Consider the following 18800-nt stretch of genomic DNA (forward strand, 5'->3'; position numbering starts at 1 on the left):
TATTCTTAGTGGTTATCGTTCTCGGAGTTGCAATGCTGGCTCGTCCGGTCATGGTTCGGATAGCGTCCGGACAAGGGTACTGTCGATGGGCAGGCGCGGATCGGTGTAAACTGTTGTTTGCTGCACGGATAAGGAATCGCTTGAAGTGTCCTTAAGGACGTGGCTCATTCCGGCGATCATAACGAGTCGCGCACGCGGTAACGCATCGCGCAGCGCTTTCCCGTTGTCGACGGAAACCTGAAGATCCGCGGTGCCTTGAATGATCGTCACGGGGCACGACAACTTCGCAATCTCGGTACGCGGGTCGTATCGGAACCACGAAATGAGATAGGGTTGAATCGAGGGACGATACAAAGCGAGAAGCTGAGACGGTACGTCAGGCGTGGTTTGGCCTGCCGACAGAGCTTTGAGAATTCGATCATTAGCAGCTTTAAGATCGGGATATGCCGAGAGTTGCTCGGCGAGCTGCGTGCGGAGAATCGCAGCCGCAGGAAACGCCGGACCTTCTAAGCTCGCGTATCCATCGGCGCTTTCATTCCGCGCGGCGATCATCCCGATCAGCGAACCTTCACTATGCCCCGCGATCGTCACGTGTTTAAAGCGTCCGTCTGAACGGAGCCGTCTGACCCACGCTTGGGCATCGGAGATGTAGGTCTCGAAACGCAAGTCCGACTCGGAGCTGGCTGCAGCGGCGCTTGCGGCAATGCCACGCTTATCAAATCTGACACTCGCGATACCGCGCTCCGCGAGCCCTTTGGCGAGAAGAAGATAGGCGTCCGTATGTATCCCCGCCGGCGAATTGCAATTCCGATCTGTAGGCCCGGAGCCGGCGATAATCAAGACGACCTTCTTCACCTCGGAAGGGGCCGGCATCGTGAGTGACCCGTAAATCGTGCCCGTCGGCGTTTGGAGATCGTAGTTTTCGTCGGTTGGCGCCGCCATGCAGACGCCAGACGGAATCAGCGAAACAATCGTGCCGCTAAGAAAAGCTGATCGCTTCATTCGAAAGCACCGAGATGCATATGGGAAAATTTAAGCCGTAGACCTCATTGCCCTTGGCAGTTTCTACTGTCGACACTGTGCGCTGTCCTCAGGCTAATCGATGGCAGCTTTGTGAATAGCCGTCAGGTCAATTCCTTCGATAAGATTATGTGGCGAAAGGATGTATCGGCGTATTGAAAGTGGTCCACCATCACGTAGCCTCGCTTCTGATAGAACGCGATGAGCTCATGTGCGGGCTCCGCAGTGTCAAGCGCTAGATGCAGTTTCCCCCAGCCTTTTGCTTGCCGTTCCAAAATCTCGAGTAGTTCTGATCCGATCCCGTGACGTTGCAGCCCGGGTGAGACGGCCAGCTGAGCAGCGACACCAACGTCCGCTCCCGAAAACCATGATGGCAGGTCGGGCCGCGCCTGGAGTTTCTCATAGATGATGCCCGTTGCGACGACCGCGTCTTCGCGAAAGCCGATTAGTGCGGTCGCGCTGGCGAGGCGTTTGTGCGTGGTTTCATCGTCCTGCGTCGCCGCGGAAAAGTGAAAGCCGTTTGCAAGATGCTGCGCATAAGCCTCATGCAACAGCGCCGTAGTCTTCTCAACCAAATCGGACGTGTACGTCGATCCGGGAGAGAAGGAGCGCCAATCAACTAACACAACCACTGCTTATGCGCAACACGAATCGAGCCTCTCTGCTTGCCGTCGCCCTCGCACTTGGATTCGTTTTCGTGCCGAACGTCGGACAGAGTGCGCCGGCGCGGCCGGCGCTGCGTGATATTCTACGTGCTGGCGCTGCGGTGCATGACTTTGATGCAGTCGAACTTTCGCCGGACGGTCGCCGGGTCGCGTGGAGCGAGACGTTTCGTGACGGCGCGGATCCATTAACGTCGCCGCGTCAAACCGCCGTGTACGTTCGCGCGCTCGCGTCGGGAAGCGCTATTCGTATCAGTGCCGCTACGCAAGCGGGTGCGTATGACGAAGAAAACCCGGTTTGGTCGCCCGACGGAAAACAGATTGCGTTTCTCTCCGACGCGCGCTCGCCGCACCAGACGCAGATCTTCGTAGCGAGCGCCGACGGATCGAACGTACGCCAGATCGGACAGCTCAACGGTGAGGCGCAGGGCCTCTCGTGGTCGCCCCGCGGCGACCGGCTTGGGCTTCTCTACATTTCGCACGCGACGCGAAAAGCGGGCGCGACAAATGCGGGCGCTCGCGAAGTCGGGGACATTGGTGCAAAGACCGACGAGCAGCGCCTTACGACGGTCGACGTCGTATCAGGTAGCGTCCGCGTGCTGACGCCGCCGAACGTGTATGTTTACGAATACGGATGGTCGCCGGATGGACGGCAATGCGTGGCGACATACGCGCTCGGTAACGGCGACGATAACTGGTGGATCGCCAAGTTATCGCGCATCGATGCACGCACCGGCGCGATGCACCAGCTGCTGGCTCCCAATTATCAAATCGCCGATCCGCAGTGGTCGCCGGATGGGAAACACATTGCGTTCATCGGCGGGCTCATGAGCGACTTCACCATTACCGGCGGAGACGTGTATCTCGTCGACGCGGCAACCGGTGCGACCCGAAACGCGACGGCCGGGCAGCCGATTTCTTTTGAATCACTGCGCTGGACGGACGCCACGCATCTGGACGCGGTCGCCTATATACCCGGCGCAATGCATCTCGTTCGCTTGGAGACGTCAACGGGTTCGTTGCAGACATTGACCGCTCGTGCCGAGTCTGTGTGGAACTGGTCAAGCGCGCTGCATGGTGGCGTCGTCGCGCTAGTGCGCGAATCGTTCAGCGAACCGGCCGAGTTGTGGGCAGGTCCGCCATCGTCGCTTCGGCAGATCTCACACATCAATGCGCGCGCCCCGCGCTACGTCGGCAAAACCGTCTCGATTCGATGGAAGAGTGACAGTGCCGAAGCGCAAGGCTGGCTCATCTACCCGCGCGGCTACGATCCGCGTCGGCGCTATCCGATGGTGACGCTTATCCACGGTGGACCGGCGTGGGAGTGGGTGCCGCTTTTTAGCGGCACGACGATCAGCGCGCTCTCGTCGAGCGGATACGTCATCTTTCTTCCCAATCCGCGCGGCAGCTACGGCCAAGGTGAGGCCTTCACACGCGGCAACGTCAAAGATTTTGGTTACGGCGATTGGCGCGACGATCTTCGTGGAGTCGACGCGGCGATCAGAACGGCGTCGATCGATCCGCACCGCTTGGGGTTAACCGGATGGAGCTACGGCGGTTACATGGCGATGTGGGCGGAGACGCAGACGACGCGCTTCAAGGCGCTCGTCGCGGGCGCTGGGATCTTCAACTACCAGTCGTATTACGGCGAGAACCAAATCGACCGGTGGATGATTCCATTCTTCGGCTCGTCCGTCTATGAGGATCCGTCTATTTACGCGAAGAGCTCACCGATCACGTTCGTGCTGCATTCCAAGACGCCGATTCTCGTTTTGGCGGGGGAGCTCGACGAGGAAACTCCGGCGGCGCAAGCTCTCGAGTGCTGGCACGCGATGCGGACGCTCGGGGTGCCGGTGAAGCTCGTCGTTTACGCCGGCGAGGGTCATCATCCGAGGAAGGTCGCAAACCAGATCGATATCGTGCGACAAACGATCGCGTGGTTTGACCACTATCTTCGCTAGTGTGATTGCGCTTACCGAGGACGTTCTCCGGCGGATGAAGGAGAGAAGCCCATGAAAAGGCTTCTGTTCGCGCTTATCCCTTTAATGGTAGCGACGTTTGGGGTATCGGCTGTATTGCCGGCTTCGGCGCAGACACAACAACAGCACGATTGGTGCTACGCCGATAGCGCGACCGACGCACAGACCATAGAAGGATGCACCGCTCTGATCAAGGCCGGCACTCTGACCGGGCCCGATCTGGCGATCGTCTACCGTGACCGCGGGCTCAGCTACTACCACATGCAGCAAAACGAGCTCGCGATGGCAGACTACTCACAGGCGATCGGACTCGACCCGAATTACGCCGAGGCGTACGACGATCGCGGTATCATCTTCTCAAAACTTGGACAGACCGACCGGGCTCTCGAAGAGTACAACACCTCGATTCGCGTGAAACCGACATTCGCGTATGCATTTAACAACCGCGGAAACTTATTCTTCAAACGTGGCGACCTGGCTGCGGCGTTAAGCGACACCAACCAAGCTATAACGCTCAACTCGAACGTCGGACTGTTCTATACCAATCGCGCTCTGATTTATGTAAAACTGCGTCAGTGCCCGCAAGCGGCGCAAGACTTTGTAAGCGCCAAGCACCTCAATCGGGTTTTTACGCTAACGCCTGAGGTTCGCGCCGCGTGCGGACCGGTTATCGATGCGGCGCTAAGTCGCTAAAGGAGTGCGGTTCTAGACATGTGCCGAGCCATTAAAACGCTGCATAACTTTGCACCGCCTGCAACTGACGAAGAGATCCTCGCGTCGTCAGTGCAGTTTGTGCGAAAACTTAGCGGATTCACGCATCCATCGAAGGCGAATGAGGCCGCATTTAGTCGCGCCGTGGAAGAAGTCAGTCATGCAGCTCATCATTTGCTCGCGTCGCTCGTGAGCAATGCGCCGCCGCGCAACCGGGGCGTTGAAGCGCAAAAAGCACGAGCCCGAGCCCAGAAGCGCTACGGTCGGGTGTCAGCCTGAGTGCAACCATTGGGTCGTGTCCTGATGTCGTGAGTCCGGGTCGCTTACCTAGGCGCCCGCGACGCACTCCACGCCAGAAAAGATCTTTTCATACAGCCGAAACGTAATTCCGAGGAAATCCTCGCCCGGGTCGATCGCAACGCACAGCGCGTCGCCATCGCACATGAGCTGATCCGCCCAGACGAGCAATTCACCCTAACCGACGATCAAACGCGGGCAGTCGACACCATTATCCGCGGCCTCGAGAGCGGCGCCCACGAGCATCTGCTCCACGCTCCGACCGGCTCCGGCAAGACCGAAGTCCTCATGCGTGTCGCGCTGCGAGCGGTATTAGAGGGCGGCTACGTCGTCATCATCGCGCCGACGCGCGATCTCGTCCGCCAACACGTCACCTATTTTCACGAACGCCTGGATAGCACCGGGTTGCACATCGCGGAAATTCACGGGGGCGTTTCGCCGGCAGAACGTCGCGCGGGCGAGGCGGCTGTGCGTGCCGGCAACGCGCAAATTGTCATCGGCAGCGCAATGCTGCTCTCGATCAAACATCTCTGGGATTTCGTCGATCACGCTGCGCTCACGATTATCGACGACGTGAATGCGTTCGACGAGCGCGAGCATCTGCGCTTGCTCGAGAATCTCGGCTGTCCGCTGGTCTTTGCATCTGCGACGCCCGACGAGCTAAGACCGTTCCTGACGCGCATCGGCGCAATGGCGAACGTCGCGCGCATGCGCGAGATGCCGTTCGACGTACGCCCGACAAAAGTGCATAAAATTGCGGGCGTCTGGGGCGAGCCGCCGGCCGAACAGCTGACGCGAGCCGAGTCGCATATTCGCGAGCATCTCACGCGCGGTTCACGCATCTTCGTGATCGGCCGTACACGCGGCGACGTCCCGCGAATCGCCGAGCGCCTTGCGGATACGTATGAGATTGACGTGCAGCAACTGCGCGGCGACATGGCCGACACGGCTGAACATCGCAAGCGGCATCGTCGCAAAGGCGTCGAGGTCGACAAAACCTCGACCCGCGTCGAGATGATGCGACAATTTCGCGACGGATCGCCCTCGATTCTCGCGGCAACGAACCTCGTCGGCAGCGGCCTTGACGTTCCGGCCGCCGACCTGATAGTAATCACCGATGCCGACGCGTTTGGAGAAGCCGAAGTCGAGCAGCTCATCGGTCGCGTCGGACGTCGTGATCTTCCTTCGGATGCCGTGATGGTAACCGGGACGACGCTCGAGCGGAACCCTTCGAAGAGTATGCCCACCGGTCGTGCCCGTACGTTCATGCCGCTCGGGATGCACAGCAAGAGCCTACGATTTAGGCGCTGACGCTAGGCGTCGTTCAACTTCTGGTTTCGAGTCGCCGGCCGGCTTGACCGATCGTATAGTTCACGACGAAGTACATTGCCGCGACCAGCGCAAACACCGGTAGCGGCTTGAACGGCGGCGCCGCGTACACGATTTGGCCTCGTCCAAGCAGCTCGGGAATCGTGATGATAGCGGTCAACGACGTATCCTTCAGTAACGAGACGAACTGCGCCACGAGTGCGGGCATCATGTTCCGCAGCGCAATCGGCAGGAGGATCACCCGCATGATCGTCGTTCCGCGCAGCCCCTGCGATTCTGCTGCTTCGACGATTCCGCGAGGCACGGCTAAAATGCCGGACCGGACGATTTCAGCCACGAGTGATGCAGTGAACAAGGCCATCGCTATCGCACCGGCCGTGAATGGCGCCAGCTTGATGCCGAGCGCGTGTGGAATCGCGAAATACGTATAGACGATAACGAGGAGCATCGGCAGCGCCCGCATTCCCTCAATGTAGATGGTCGCCGGCCAACGCAGCCAGGGATATCTCGAGAGTCTTGCAAGCGCGAGCAGAATTCCGATTACGAGAGATCCGGCGATCGCGACGGCCGCAAGCTTGATGGTGACGCCGAGTCCGCCCAAGAGAAAAAGAATGGTCGGGACGTTGAATAGCCAGTCCATCAGACGCTTACCGCTGCCGTCTTGAAGCGGCGTTCCAGTTGGTTTACGACGTAGGCTGATGGAAGGGTCAAGCAGAGATAGAGAAGAGCCGCAGCCGTGTACACGGTCGAGTACGCAAAAGTTTGCGCACCGATCGAATCGGCCGTATGCAGGATGTCGTAGACGGCGATCGTGCTAACGAGCGCACTGTTCTTGATTAGGTTGAGTACTTGGTTCCCGAGCGGCGGAATCACGGCGCGAAATGCTTGCGGAAGAATGACAAGCCGCATTGCTTTCGCGTGGCTCATCCCCGAAGCCAGCGCCGCTTCCATCTGCCCGCGGTGCACGGAGAGAATTCCGCCGCGAATAGTTTCTGCGATGAATGCAGCGGTGTAGATGCCTAGGCCGAGAAAGCCGCATTCAAAAGCGCCGAACCGGATTCCGATCGACGGCAGTCCGAAGTAGAAGAAGAAGATTTGTACGAGCAAGGGGACGTTGCGCACGAACTCGACGTACGCGGTTCCGATCGTTCGTAACAACCGGTTCGGCGCAACACGTAACGTTGCGATAACGGTTCCGAGCACAAACGCAAGCACCAGCGCGCACGCCGACACTTCGACCGTAATGCGAAGCCCCGAGAGGAGCAGTTGCCGGTTTTGGGCCAGGAGTTCCCAGTCCATTACGTCGACGTGCTCTGCTCTCGGCTCGCCTTACCTAGCCTTTTGTTTGATTGGCGAATTGTTGCGCAGCCTTCTCAGCCGGCATCGCGTACCACGTTTTCCAGTTTGCAGGCAGGGGTTCGTGCACCCACTTCTCATGGATCCTCGCAAATGTGCCGTCGTTACCGATCGACACGAGCGCGTCGTTTACAGCCTTAAGAAGCGTGTCGTTTCCTTTTGCTATCCCAATCCCATAGGGCTCGAACGTAAACAAACCGCCGACAAGTTTGACATCCTTTGGAGCTTGATTGTGGAAACCAACCAGAATGGTGTTGTCCGTCGTGATCGCATCGGTTCGGCCATCGAGCAGGGCTTGATAGCACGGCGTGTATCCATCGAAGGTTTGCACGTTTGCCGTCGGCACGAGCTGATGGATCGTCTGCTCGGGCGTGGAGCCTTTTGCGGTGCAGACGTTCTTGCCCGCCAAGTCGTGATAGCTCTTGATCGGCGAGTCAGTTTTCACCAACAGGGACTGTCCTGCCGAGTAGTAGACGTTCGAGAACGCGATTTGCTGCATTCGTGGCGCGGTGATCGTCGCCGTCGCGATGAACATGTCGATATCGCCGTTTTGCACCATCGGGATGCGATTTGAGGTGATGACTTGCGCAAATTGTACTTTGCTGGGGTCGCCGAGGATGCGTTTGGTGATCTCGTGCGCGAGGTCGATCTCGAAACCGGTTGGTTCGCTCTGACCGGGCGTGAGGTAACCGAAACTCGGATTATCATACTTCACGCCAATCTTAAGGACTCCGCGCTTCTTGATTGCATCGAGCGTGCTGTCCGCAGATGCGGCAACTGGGAGCAGAGATGCAGCGAGAGTTCCTCCCGCAAGCGTAATAATTGAACGACGAGTGATGCCGTGGGTCATGTATTCTCCTTATACGTGGTGCGCCAGGATTTTGGAGAGGAACGTTTTGGTTCGCTCGTTCTCCGGGTTTTTGAAGAAATGTTCGGGCGTTCCGGTTTCGACGATGCGCCCGCTATCCATAAAGATGACGCGATGGCCGACGCTTCGTGCGAAGCCCATTTCGTGCGTGACGACGAGCATCGTAATTCCCGTCGTCGCAAGTGCGGCCATGACGTCAAGGACTTCCTTGATCATCTCAGGGTCGAGCGCACTTGTGGGCTCGTCGAAAAGGAGAATCTTCGGCTGCATCGCGAGAGCCCTCGCAATTGCGACGCGCTGCTGTTGGCCTCCCGAAAGCTGAGCCGGATACGATCCCTCTTTATCAGCGAGACCCACGCGGGTGAGGATCTCACGCGCCAAGCGCTCGGCCTCCGTTTTCGAAAGGCGTTTTACGTTGATTGGAGCGAGCGAGACGTTCTGCAGCGCCGTCATATGAGGATAGAGGTGAAACCCTTGAAACACCATTCCTACCTCAGCACGAACGGCGCCGATGTCAGTCGTTTTGGCGCTCACCTCTTTGCCGTCGACGGTGAGCCGGCCGGTCTGAATAGTCTCTAGGCGATTGATGCACCGTATCAGGGTGCTCTTGCCGGACCCCGATGGGCCAATCACGCAAACGACTTCGCCTTTTTCGACAGCGAGGTCGATGTCAATGAGGACATGCTGCTGCCCAAACCATTTGTTAACGGCAGCAAATTCGATGATCGGCACGCAGTCGCACCGTACTCGTTATAGCAGTATTTTGCCTGCCGTCGCCGCGAGAGCCGGGCTTTATTTCGTGGGCGTCACTGTTACGGTCGAAAGTTCGGCGGGAAGCGTCACTGCATTGTTCGGATCGTTGTAATCGAGAAATGTCTCGGTGATGAAGCTATTCTTACACTCGTGTGTGAGAAACGTGCTCTTGTCATACGTACACGACAATTCGCGCGGCCCCGCCGCGTGTGCTCCTGGTATCGACGCCGTCGCGATCGAGACTTGATATGATCCGTAGGTTACCCCGCCTTCACTGACGTCGGCACCCACCATTATGCGCGTTCCCTCAACCAACGTCTTGATCGAGTCGGCCGGTAGTGCGGCTGCTGACGGCATCGGCTGTTTTTGCCAGGCGCTGCTCCCGACGCGGTGATAGAGATAGCCGTCCGCGATATACATCTCCATGACGACCGGTCCACTTGCGATCTGCGTGTGCACGGTTTTGGCGGCGGCCGCCATCTTCTTCTTAAGATCGCCGATGCTCATGCTGGCCGCCAGGTTGGAACCGCGCGTGCATGATGAGGCATTCTGTGGCAGCCACGTTCCGTTGACCGAAGTCTCGAACTCGCGTGTGAATGCGGAATTGCTCTGCTTCGTGTAAACCATGTGGATCGGTTCCGATGCCTGTCCGCTATCCTGCGTTCCCTCGAAGGTCCACTTGTCCGTGGTCCAAGGCCCGGCGGTTCCGCTTTCGTTGAAGTTCGAGGCTGAGCGTAGATGCGATTCCCACTTCCAGGTACTGCTTCCCGAGTCGAAGCGATAGGTCTCGTCGAACTCTCCGGAAAGGCCGTCCGTTGTCCGAAAGACGTTCTTCATTGAGATCGATCCGGGCGCGTCACGCGTGAACGTCATGGTTCCCAGGCTGCACGCTACGCTTTCGCACTTCCAGGTGCCGACCAGCGCGAACGCCTGATCCGAATTCGGTGCGACCTGCTGAGCGCCCGTCGGTGCCGTCGTAGCGCATGCGGCAAGCACGATCGCAGCGAAGCATGAATGCCATGTCATATATGGCGCACGTCGGCGGTTGGGAGACAATTTGCTCTGAAGAATGCCAAACGCCCACGTTCTGTTGACAGTTTAATAAATGATGCTCGCAGTTCGTCGCGCTACACTCGATGACGTCGATTTCATCCACGTAGCCCATGATGCAGCGCATGCGCGGGCATTCGTCCATCCGGTTCCGCTGGACGCTGTTCGAGCGGCTCTTGAGGATCCGGCTCGCGGGACGTTCATTCTTACGAAAGACGGCGAGCGCGCCGGTATGCTGCTACTGGCATACGATCCAGAAGCGCCGTGGCTCGTGGAACTCCGCAGAATTATCGTAACGAAGCAGCATGGCGGCATCGGAACGTTCGCACTACAATGGCTTGTGTCTCGGTGCTTCAATGAGATCGGCGCGGATCGGATATGGCTCGAGGTGGTCGAATCGAACACTCGAGCACGGCGCCTTTACGAACGCGCCGGATTCAAGCATGAGGGAACGTTTCGCGACGGGTTCCGCGATGAGGACGGACGGTATGCGAATCTTTGCGTTTATGGTCTGCTAAGGCGAGATCTCGTCTAGCCCTTACGTTGATGGAGCGCGAAGCCGTTACCGTCGGGGTCCATCGCAAAACAGATCGAGCATGTTTGGAATTCATACACTTCGGTAACCGTTGCATCGTTCTCGATCAAGTGCTCGTGCGCGGCGACAATGTCGTCGACTTCAAAGTTCACGCCGCTCGATGAACCGGGTTGTAAGCCCGGCGGCGGGTCACCGTCGATTGCAAATGTGGACGGCCCAACGTTAAACTCGTAGAAGCGATCGTTGAAATACTGACCTTCCTGCAGTCCAAGGACGTCCCGGTAAAAGGCTCGCGCACGCTCGACGTCATTAACAGCGTAGGCAGTGAATGCGACGTCCTTGATTTTCATTTGCGGCCCTACTGAGTGCGGTAGAGATTGACGGCGACGATCGCCCCGATGATCGTGATAATCGCACCACCGGTGACGGCGACCCAGGCCGGCATCGGCGAATTCTCGCTTCGGCGCAGCGCACGGTCGGTCAGGACGTACCGCGCAGACCCGTAGGTGCCCGTAACGATTCCCGCCAGGGCCATTACCGTTCCAAAGGCCGTTGATGCTCCGGTCGCTTTGAAAGCAACGTGCGCAATGAGCGACGCTTCGCGTTCAAAAAGCGCGAAGCGTGCGATAACAAATCCGAACCCGATGAACGCGAGCGCCGTTCGCACGTAAGCGAGGAACGTGCGTTCGTTTGCGAGAGTATCGGTAGCTCTCGGCGCTGCGTTCACGCCATCCGTCGTCTAGAACAGATTCCAGAGATACTGATTATAGACTTCGTGATGATATTGCACTTCTTGCGGTTTGACGAAAGTTCCGAGTAAGCGCGGGCATCGGTCTGCGCTGGCTTGCTTGAGATCTGCATAGCGGCCCTTGACCTCTTCGCCAAGGAGGGTCGAGGCCCACTTCGATTCACGGAAACCTGAAAGTGCTGTGTAGATATTGTCCGGCAGATAACGCTCCGCTTGCCGTAGGTTCTTGATCTTAGCAACCTGGCCGTCGATGCCGGTCCGGAAGACCGACAACATCACCATATACGGATTCGCATCTGGCGCCACGGAGCGAACTTCGACGCGCGAGCTGCGCTCGTTGCCGAACGGAACACGAATCATTGATCCGCGATCGACAGCCGATGCCTTGATCTGATTCGGTGCTTCGAAGTGCGGATCGAGACGTCGATATGCATTGACGCTCGAATTCAGCAGTAGACAGATGTCGTCGCCGGCCGAGAGAATACGATCGACAAATCCCCAGGCAAAGGCACTCAGGCGTTCCTCACCCTTTGGATCCCAGAACAGATTCTTGCCGCTCTTCGCGATCGAAACGTTCGTGTGCATCCCGCTACCGTTCACGCCGACAACCGGTTTCGGCAAGAAGCTCGCCGACATACCAAGCTTGGTTGCGACCTGGCGGCAGATGAGCTTGTATAATTGGATGGTATCCGCGGCGGCAACAACCTCACCGTACGAGTAGTTGATTTCAAATTGCGACGGGGCGACTTCGGGATGATCCTTTTCATTCTCGAAGCCCATCGCGCGTTGCACTTCAGCCGTCATGTCGATGAACAGGCGCAGTGGATCGCCCGGCAGGGAGTGGTAGTAACCACCCGTGTTAACGTAATCGAATTTTCCGGTCTCGTTGAAATGTTGCTCGGCATCGAGACCCTGAAAGAGGAAGCCTTCGATTTCGTTGGCAGCGTTCAGCGTGTAGCCGTTTTTCTTGTGTTGCTCAACGGCGAATTTCTTGAGTAGGCCGCGAACGTCGGCCGGGTAGACCTCGCCGTCGCGCGACATAACGTCACCGAAGACAAGGACCTTGCCCGGTCCGAAAATATCGGACGGTCCCCAATAGAAGGCGCTCCAGTCGAGGAACAGCCGCAGATCGCTCTCGCGCTGCTCGGTGAAGCCACGGATCGACGAGCCGTCGAAGGTCAGATTGTCGTACGACTTTAGAAGAAATTTCTTGTCGTAGTCGAGCATGTGCAGCCGGCCCTCGAGGTCGCTGAACATCACCGTGACCGCTTTGATGCGGGGCTCGTCGGTGAGGTATCGCAGGCGTTCTTCCTGCAGATCATCCAGAGAAACGCGGCTGTGCCGTTGGCGTTTGGCTTGAAGATTGAGCTCTTCCAGCTCGGAATAGGACAGCGTCAGAAAATCGCGCAGTTCGGTCGTCATAGCATTCGCGCTTTGCACAACGTCATCAGAATCCTCGCTCCAAATGTACAATGACCGAGACACTAAAGGAGGAGCTCCCTACCGCGCCAACCGGATCGTCACGGTCAACCCCGCCTACTACCGCTCAACGCGGTGCCGGCTGGATCGCGTCAGTGACGCCGCATTTGACTGGCTGGAATCGCTCGATCAAAAAGAAAAGCTCGAGCGTCTCAATCAGTTAAAAACTTGAGCGCGGCGTACGGAACACGAGTCCGTCGATTTTTCCCGCATCGTTGATGTGTATGAGAACGTCGTCCGAGCCTTCCTTAAAGATCACGATGTAGCGACGCCACGGCGCGGGAGGGTCGTCGACCAACTTAATGTTTGGTCGAGCGACGGTCTTGAATGGCCCAATTCCGAAATTGAGCTGCGCTGCGATGTCCTCGATCTGCGAGGCGGGAACGTGCGCCAGGAAGTCGTCGGTGAACCAATCCGCCGACACATGCTTCATCGTGAAAATTTGCAAAATGCGTGTTGCCGCAAGATCGGGGGTCGACGTTGGTACGGGTGACGCGGCTGCAGCGGGCGATGCGGGTGCGGCTGTCTGGGCCTGGGCGGCGCTGCATACAACGAGGATGGCGGCAGCGCAAAGCAGAGCGCGGATCATGAAATCGTAGCTTCAACCCACGAGAGTCCCGAACATGCGGCCTCGCGAAACAGAGCTGATTAGATCGTAGCCGTTGGAGCCGGTGTCGGGGTGATTTCGGGCGCCGGCTCAACGGGTAGACCCCAAATGGTTCCGTCTGCGTATTTTACAAACGTTACCGCACACTTCGGCTGCGGTTGGCGCGAGAAGACGAACTGTACGTTTCCCGCATAGTCCTTGAATCGATGGTCGACGGTTATGCCGGGTGAGAATTTCCCGACGTCGCGCACCGAGACGTCTTTTCCGTCAATGTCGACCGCAAAGCGCGCGAGCACGATCTCTTGGTTGCTCTCGTTCGTGAACTTGATCATCAACGCGCCAGTGGTTTTCCGAGAGCTCCGAAAAGCCCGCCATACACATAATCTAGGCGGCAGTTGTCAATCTGAATTGGCGATATCGTTCCTGCCACGATGGACGGCACTGATGGTGACGGCGCCGGCGAGGCATCGTCGGCGCGCGCGCCGGTTGGAAGCGTGGAAGCAATAAGGAAAGAACACGCTAATAGACACGAGATCGTGCGCATCGACAATAACTCCAATTCGGCTCACGTAGAAAGTGTCGCTTGCACGTGACACTAGCATGCGAGTCTTATGCGCGTTTGGGAAATGCTGTCGACAGTGCGCGGGGCCTTGACTTTCCCTTGTCTATTGATTCGGTGCGGTTGTTGCCATAACAGGGCGTTGCATTCTGTTTCCGCGACGAACGGAAACATTGAGCTGCCCTTCCGGTGCACTCGCGATTAACTCGCGCGCTTGCGCGGCGTCGATTACGCGTTGTCCGTTGATCGTCGTGACGATGTCGCCGGGTTGAAGTCCGGCTTTTTGCGCGAGACTGTTTGGTCCAACTTGTCGGACGAGAACGCCGCGCGGTGTTTGCATGAGTATGAACCCGTACGTGTCAGCAGGAACCGCGGGTGTCGCCGCGATCCACTGCACGCTACGTCCGGCATCCGCGGTTAGTTGCGCGTTCTGCGGGACGATGAAGTTCGCCGTTATTGCCATCGATTCGCCGCCGCGGATCGAGAGTTGCTTTCGCGGCCCGTAGACTTCACCGGGTCCGGCAGATAGGGCTCGCGCAGATAGCGTCTGCATTCCACCGTTCGGTGACGGAACGCTGATCTGAAAATCACCAGCTTGCGCGACCATGTCGTGCGAAGGGTGCAGATTCAAGCGGACGTGCAACACGTCTGCGTCGAGATTCGGACGCTGCGTAATCCAGGATGTCTGCACGGTGAAATCGCCTTGCTGGAGTGGGAGTTGCCGGAAAATCTCTTGCTCTGAAGGAAGTTGTCGTTGGGGCTGTGGTTCCGCAGGTTCCTCAGCCGGCAGCGGTTCGGCGGCAACGAATGCAGATGACGGCAACGGTGCTTGCGCAACGAGCGGTTCAGGCTGTTGCACGACCGGAATCGGTGCGACCGGAGCCGGCGGCTCTTCATAGGCGACACGGACTTTTTGATCTTCAAAGAACGGGCTTAGCACGAGCGGCCCCGAGATCGCGTAGCCGCCACGTTCTTGGCGGTTGGTGTCGCGTGTGTCGATCATGCCGACGACTTCACCGGTGCGCGGTTCGAATACGGGCGATCCGCTTAGGCCTTCTTCGATGTTCAAATTAGCGAGATCGATGAAGCGTCCGTTGCTCGGCAGCGAGCTTATCGTTCCGGGATAGAGCACACGCGGAACGAGGCCGGCGATTTCGATCGACTCGTCGTTTTTCAGAAAGCCGGCAACTGCGACATAGCTGCCTTCATGTAGCGCGTGATCTTGTGAAACGAATCGTACCGGAATCAAATTCGGCTCATCGATGTTGAGCATGGCGGTGTCGACCGGCCCGACGGACTTCAAGTGCGCGTCGATGTCGCGGGCTTGCCCGGGAACATTGACGATTATCTTCGCCGCTTTCGTGACCGTGTGCGCCGACGTTAGAACCAGCGATCCGCCTTTGTCGGACGCGACGACGAACCCGGTACCGGATTGAATCGGCTTACCGTTGCCGTCGAGTGCCCAGATCTTGACAAGCGATGGCTTGATTTTCGCGTAACCGATCGATGCATCGTCGCCTGCGAACGCAGCGCGGGAGACTAGAGCCATTGCGATGAGAAGCGACGAGAAGAAGAGACGCATTGAAGACGGACCTCTAAACGGCATGGAGATAAATTCCGGCGGCATCACAGACTCCTGAGGTCTGCCGGCTGACGCCAAGAGGGGGCCAATCCAGGTACATTCCGGGGATTGCAGCGGACCAAGTTTCGGGGAGTGCCCACGTTTCGTAGTGCGGCACGATCGAAGGCGGCTTCAGGTGGCCGATCTCGCAACTTTTGAAAACAATTTGCGGCTTGCGATTCGTCGGGCTTTTGATGCCGAAATAGCTTCCGTCGACGAATCGATTGCGATGCCGTGCATTGTGTTGCCAACTATATGGCTGCGCGATCGCAACGATGCGTTTGAGAATTATTCCATCCGACGTAGAGCCGCCCGACGGCGTCCATCCGTCCTGCGGAACCGTCTTTTGCACCATCGTGAGCGTGACGCGCTTTCCGTCGGCATTGACGCCCGTCGCGGTGAACACGAGTAGCGACGGCGTGACCGGATAGAGCTCGAGCGTCACGTCCGGCCCACCGCAGGGGAAGCGCATATCGGACGTGATCGGCTTGTTCGACGCGTACTTCCAATAAAAAGCGTAGTCGTCGACGCCCGACTGTGCCGAGCTCTTTTGAAGGCCGGCATCGACCGAGACGCCGTTCGGTCCGGCGCCCCAGCCGCCAATGTAAATGTAACCGGTCTCTTCGTCGACGATCCCTTGTGTGAAATGACTGACACCGCACGGGATCGAGACGCTGACGCGCTCCGCGCTGAATCCGTTCAGCGTACGAACGCCGTGGAACGCACCCGAATCGATATCGAAGGGCGAGGCGACTTCTGCTCGTGCCGGCGTCCCGGGGACGCGATCGTCATCTGAAGCCGGCTGCACGAAGCGATGCTCGAACATCCACGTCAAATCGTGCTTCTCGGCTCGCGGCGTTGGGCGCGCATTCGGCTTCGGGTAAGCGGTTGTGGGGACGAAGGCGAGTTGCGGTTGCGTAAACTTGCCGGCCACGGCGACGCGAAAGTCGCCGCTGTACGCGAGCGCTTGCGGATGACCGTGGCGATCCGCAACGATCACGAAGCTCCGCTGATTAGGGCGCAGCCGTTTCATCACCGCCGAGTCGTTGGGCAAGGCAACCGAAGACGCCGACGTAACGACGAGGGCGAGCACGAAAAACGCAAGGCGAACGCGGTGCTTATCCACGGCAGCTTGAACGTTCGGCGATACGGCAGGCCGTCCGTCAGAATGCGCGCGCTTCCCATGTCAATTTAATCTACACGGACGAAAGCGGCCGACGAAGAATTTAGTTAGTGACCTTCAGAAAGCTGTCTTCGGCAGCATAGTCAAATACGTCGGCGTAGACCCGCGCGAATATCGGGAATACCACGCGCCAATCGCGCCCTCGCGCCGCATCGATAAGCCATCCGCAAACCTCGGGCGCGTACGACGCGTAGTCCGTCACGGGCCTGTACCCAATTTGGGCTGCCCTGCGCATGTCGACCATGATAGGTTCCGCGTTCGACCAGGGAGTCACACCGACTCCGTCGATCACTTCTTCGCTTGGCACCGTGACGAATTCGCAATCCCAGTTCAAGCCACGCGCGATGATGCCCGCGATCTCACGGACATTCGGCGTAGTGGGATCGGCGGCGTTAAGCGGCCCGCGAAATGACGCCTCCAATGCGGCTTCGATTACGGCCGCGATGTTCGGTGTTGCGGAATTGTGGAAGATTGACGCCTCGAACTTGAGGGGTACGCGCTTGCGATCATCCAGATATCGCTTGATGAACCACCACTCGCGCGGCAGTTTCGAACTCGGTCCGTAGATCGCGCACGGACGAATCAGGCTAACCGGCACTCGGGCGTGCTCCAATAGCGTATTCTCGAGCGCGACTTTCTTCGTAGAGTAATCTTGTTGGCCGGCAAGCGTCGTCGGTTGAGTCTCGGGAACCGGAACGGGGAATTGCGCGTAAACGCCGGCGGTCGAGATGACGCTGAACTGTCCGACGGCGTCCTGTATTTCGAGCAGTTGCGCCGCGTGATTCTCGTCGTATGCAATCGTGTCGATGACGGCATCGGCGCCGTCCGCAAGCGCAGCGCGGAGCGCGCCCGGCTCGTTACGATCGAGCCGGATACTCCTCGCGCCAAGCTCCGTGAGGTTGGGGAGTGGATCGCCGCGTTGCGCGCACGTTACAGCCCATCCGGCGTGCAACAATCGTTCACCGGTTGCGCGCCCGATTTGACCGTTTGCACCTATGATAATTGCATGCCGCGCCATGAATGTCTCCGAGAGATACGTGGCAAACAACAGCGCACCTTGGCGGCCGATATTCGGATTCAACGCGCGACGGAAGGCGACATCGAGCACATTCTCGATCTCCTCGAGGCAGTTGCCTCGGAAGATCGTTGGATTGCAACCCAACTGCCCGTCGATCGCGAACGACGAACTGCGTCGATGCTGGCGACATTGGCTCGCGAGAATGCGGCGCTTTTCGTTGCCGTTCGTGATGGTGCCGTTGTCGGTGAACTCGGATTGTATCCCGGTTGGCCGGGCGTCTACGACCTCGCGATGCTCGTCGAGCGTTCGCAACGTACTACGGGTATCGGCAGTGCGCTTATGCGGGCCGGCATCGACTGGGCTAATTCGATGCACGCACACAAGATTGCGCTAGAGGTCTTTCCGTGGAACGCAGGCGCGATCGCGCTCTATTCCAAGTTTGGCTTCTTGAACGAGGGTCACCGTCGCAGACATCTGCGCCGCAGGAACGGTGAGTTGTGGGATGTGATAGCGATGGGCTTATTGCTTGGCCGCTACGATCCGCCGGATTCCGTCGCCAAGACAATCGGCGATGTCCATATTCGTGCCGCGCGGCGCTCGGATAGCGAGGCGTTGGCACGCTTACGTCATGCGCTGTGGCCGGAAGCATCATACGACGAGATCCTCGCCGACATGCAGCTGATGTTCGATGGGGTAGCGTCGTCGTTGCCCTTAGTCGATTTCGTCGCCCAGCTAGATACCAGGCTCATCGGCTTCGTCGAAGTCGGATTGCGCTCGCACGCGAACCACTGCGATCCCACTCGTCCAGTTGGATTCATCGAAGGCTGGTTTGTTGACGCCGGCGTCCGCCAACGCGGTATTGGAAGAGCGCTTATTGCCGCGGCCGAAGACTGGGCTCGCATGCAAGGGTGCAAGGAGATGGCCTCGGATGCGCTCGTCGACAATGCGCTCTCGCAGCTCGCACACGAGAGGCTTGGCTACGAAGTCGCAAATCAGTGCACCGATTTTCGAAAGACGCTCTGAAC

Annotated in this window: 20 protein-coding genes; 5 read left to right on the forward strand and 15 right to left on the reverse strand. The window is 58.3% G+C overall.

Translation table 11 applies throughout. The annotated features are described in order from the left end of the window. Nucleotides 1–48: 48 nt before the first annotated feature. Nucleotides 49–1002: an alpha/beta fold hydrolase gene (locus VGG22_14985; GenBank protein HEY1729680.1), complete on the reverse strand. Its 954-nt coding sequence runs from the start codon at nucleotides 1000–1002 to the stop codon at nucleotides 49–51. A 122-nt stretch (nucleotides 1003–1124) separates the two neighbouring features. Next, nucleotides 1125–1646, reverse strand: a complete 522-nt coding sequence (locus VGG22_14990; GenBank protein ID HEY1729681.1) for a GNAT family N-acetyltransferase — start codon at nucleotides 1644–1646, stop codon at nucleotides 1125–1127. 11 nt (nucleotides 1647–1657) lie between these two features. On the opposite strand from VGG22_14990, the gene VGG22_14995 reads away from it, so the two are divergent. From VGG22_14995 to VGG22_15005, 3 genes are all read left to right on the forward strand, one after another. Further along, nucleotides 1658–3643, forward strand: a complete 1986-nt coding sequence (locus VGG22_14995; protein HEY1729682.1) for a S9 family peptidase — start codon at nucleotides 1658–1660, stop codon at nucleotides 3641–3643. Nucleotides 3644–3694: 51 nt separating this feature from the next. Next, the gene (locus VGG22_15000) at nucleotides 3695–4354 is read left to right on the forward strand and encodes a tetratricopeptide repeat protein (protein HEY1729683.1); all 660 of its coding nucleotides are present in this window, start codon (nucleotides 3695–3697) and stop codon (nucleotides 4352–4354) included. Between the two features lie 468 nt (nucleotides 4355–4822). Then, nucleotides 4823–5980, forward strand: a complete 1158-nt coding sequence (locus tag VGG22_15005; protein ID HEY1729684.1) for a DEAD/DEAH box helicase — start codon at nucleotides 4823–4825, stop codon at nucleotides 5978–5980. Between the two features lie 13 nt (nucleotides 5981–5993). On the opposite strand, the gene VGG22_15010 is transcribed toward VGG22_15005, so the two are convergent. The 5 genes from VGG22_15010 to VGG22_15030 are packed head-to-tail and all read right to left on the reverse strand — an operon-like array spanning nucleotide 5994 to nucleotide 10001. Further along, complete coding sequence (locus VGG22_15010; GenBank protein ID HEY1729685.1) at nucleotides 5994–6638, reverse strand: amino acid ABC transporter permease; 645 nt, start codon at nucleotides 6636–6638, stop codon at nucleotides 5994–5996. After that, complete coding sequence (locus VGG22_15015) at nucleotides 6638–7297, reverse strand: amino acid ABC transporter permease (protein HEY1729686.1); 660 nt, start codon at nucleotides 7295–7297, stop codon at nucleotides 6638–6640. Before VGG22_15015 ends, VGG22_15010 begins: the two co-directional genes overlap by 1 nt. 34 nt (nucleotides 7298–7331) lie before the next feature. Further along, complete coding sequence (locus VGG22_15020; GenBank protein HEY1729687.1) at nucleotides 7332–8204, reverse strand: transporter substrate-binding domain-containing protein; 873 nt, start codon at nucleotides 8202–8204, stop codon at nucleotides 7332–7334. A gap of 9 nt (nucleotides 8205–8213) precedes the next feature. Then, entirely contained in the window at nucleotides 8214–8954 is a 741-nt protein-coding gene (locus VGG22_15025) for an amino acid ABC transporter ATP-binding protein (protein ID HEY1729688.1), read from the reverse strand. A gap of 60 nt (nucleotides 8955–9014) precedes the next feature. After that, nucleotides 9015–10001, reverse strand: a complete 987-nt coding sequence (locus tag VGG22_15030) for a hypothetical protein (protein HEY1729689.1) — start codon at nucleotides 9999–10001, stop codon at nucleotides 9015–9017. Nucleotides 10002–10080: 79 nt separating this feature from the next. Here VGG22_15030 and VGG22_15035 point away from each other — a divergent pair, with 79 nt between their 5' ends. Continuing rightward, on the forward strand, nucleotides 10081–10560 hold the full coding sequence (locus tag VGG22_15035) for a GNAT family protein (protein HEY1729690.1): 480 nt from the start codon (nucleotides 10081–10083) through the stop codon (nucleotides 10558–10560). On the opposite strand, the gene VGG22_15040 is transcribed toward VGG22_15035, so the two are convergent. From VGG22_15040 to VGG22_15075, 8 genes are all read right to left on the reverse strand, one after another. Continuing rightward, entirely contained in the window at nucleotides 10557–10910 is a 354-nt protein-coding gene (locus tag VGG22_15040; protein HEY1729691.1) for a VOC family protein, read from the reverse strand. The two genes, VGG22_15035 and VGG22_15040, sit on opposite strands and share 4 nt — an antisense overlap. An 8-nt stretch (nucleotides 10911–10918) precedes the next feature. Next, complete coding sequence (locus tag VGG22_15045) at nucleotides 10919–11287, reverse strand: DUF202 domain-containing protein (GenBank protein ID HEY1729692.1); 369 nt, start codon at nucleotides 11285–11287, stop codon at nucleotides 10919–10921. Nucleotides 11288–11299: 12 nt separating this feature from the next. Then, entirely contained in the window at nucleotides 11300–12730 is a 1431-nt protein-coding gene (locus VGG22_15050; protein HEY1729693.1) for a glutamine synthetase family protein, read from the reverse strand. Nucleotides 12731–12947: 217 nt separating this feature from the next. Next, nucleotides 12948–13376 carry a hypothetical protein gene (locus tag VGG22_15055; GenBank protein ID HEY1729694.1) on the reverse strand — a complete coding sequence of 143 codons (429 nt, stop codon included), beginning with the start codon at nucleotides 13374–13376 and terminating at the stop codon, nucleotides 12948–12950. A gap of 59 nt (nucleotides 13377–13435) precedes the next feature. Continuing rightward, on the reverse strand, nucleotides 13436–13726 hold the full coding sequence (locus VGG22_15060; GenBank protein HEY1729695.1) for a hypothetical protein: 291 nt from the start codon (nucleotides 13724–13726) through the stop codon (nucleotides 13436–13438). 333 nt (nucleotides 13727–14059) lie between these two features. Beyond that, on the reverse strand, nucleotides 14060–15535 hold the full coding sequence (locus VGG22_15065) for a trypsin-like peptidase domain-containing protein (GenBank protein HEY1729696.1): 1476 nt from the start codon (nucleotides 15533–15535) through the stop codon (nucleotides 14060–14062). Nucleotides 15536–15548: 13 nt separating this feature from the next. Then, entirely contained in the window at nucleotides 15549–16700 is a 1152-nt protein-coding gene (locus tag VGG22_15070) for a hypothetical protein (protein HEY1729697.1), read from the reverse strand. A 100-nt stretch (nucleotides 16701–16800) separates the two neighbouring features. Further along, entirely contained in the window at nucleotides 16801–17865 is a 1065-nt protein-coding gene (locus VGG22_15075; protein HEY1729698.1) for an NAD-dependent epimerase/dehydratase family protein, read from the reverse strand. Between VGG22_15075 and VGG22_15080 the strand changes: the two genes are divergently transcribed. Further along, on the forward strand, nucleotides 17815–18798 hold the full coding sequence (locus VGG22_15080) for a GNAT family N-acetyltransferase (GenBank protein HEY1729699.1): 984 nt from the start codon (nucleotides 17815–17817) through the stop codon (nucleotides 18796–18798). The genes VGG22_15075 and VGG22_15080 overlap by 51 nt on opposite strands. The last annotated feature ends 2 nt before the right edge of the window (nucleotides 18799–18800 follow it).

The sequence above is a fragment of the Candidatus Baltobacteraceae bacterium genome (assembly GCA_036489885.1).
Lineage (GTDB): Bacteria > Vulcanimicrobiota > Vulcanimicrobiia > Vulcanimicrobiales > Vulcanimicrobiaceae > JAFAMS01.

Bases quoted from the DNA above. Each gene is read 5' to 3' on its own strand.
- VGG22_15030 (HEY1729689.1), bottom strand. From the start codon at position 10,001: ATGACATGGCATTCATGCTTCGCTGCGATCGTGCTTGCCGCATGCGCT.
- VGG22_15020 (HEY1729687.1), bottom strand. From the start codon at position 8,204: ATGACCCACGGCATCACTCGTCGTTCAATTATTACGCTTGCGGGAGGA.
- VGG22_14985 (HEY1729680.1), bottom strand. From the start codon at position 1,002: ATGAAGCGATCAGCTTTTCTTAGCGGCACGATTGTTTCGCTGATTCCG.
- VGG22_15040 (HEY1729691.1), bottom strand. From the start codon at position 10,910: ATGAAAATCAAGGACGTCGCATTCACTGCCTACGCTGTTAATGACGTC.
- VGG22_15015 (HEY1729686.1), bottom strand. From the start codon at position 7,297: ATGGACTGGGAACTCCTGGCCCAAAACCGGCAACTGCTCCTCTCGGGG.
- VGG22_15000 (HEY1729683.1), top strand. From the start codon at position 3,695: ATGAAAAGGCTTCTGTTCGCGCTTATCCCTTTAATGGTAGCGACGTTT.
- VGG22_15035 (HEY1729690.1), top strand. From the start codon at position 10,081: ATGATGCTCGCAGTTCGTCGCGCTACACTCGATGACGTCGATTTCATC.
- VGG22_15060 (HEY1729695.1), bottom strand. From the start codon at position 13,726: ATGATCAAGTTCACGAACGAGAGCAACCAAGAGATCGTGCTCGCGCGC.
- VGG22_15065 (HEY1729696.1), bottom strand. From the start codon at position 15,535: ATGCGTCTCTTCTTCTCGTCGCTTCTCATCGCAATGGCTCTAGTCTCC.
- VGG22_15055 (HEY1729694.1), bottom strand. From the start codon at position 13,376: ATGATCCGCGCTCTGCTTTGCGCTGCCGCCATCCTCGTTGTATGCAGC.
- VGG22_14995 (HEY1729682.1), top strand. From the start codon at position 1,658: ATGCGCAACACGAATCGAGCCTCTCTGCTTGCCGTCGCCCTCGCACTT.
- VGG22_15010 (HEY1729685.1), bottom strand. From the start codon at position 6,638: ATGGACTGGCTATTCAACGTCCCGACCATTCTTTTTCTCTTGGGCGGA.
- VGG22_15050 (HEY1729693.1), bottom strand. From the start codon at position 12,730: ATGACGACCGAACTGCGCGATTTTCTGACGCTGTCCTATTCCGAGCTG.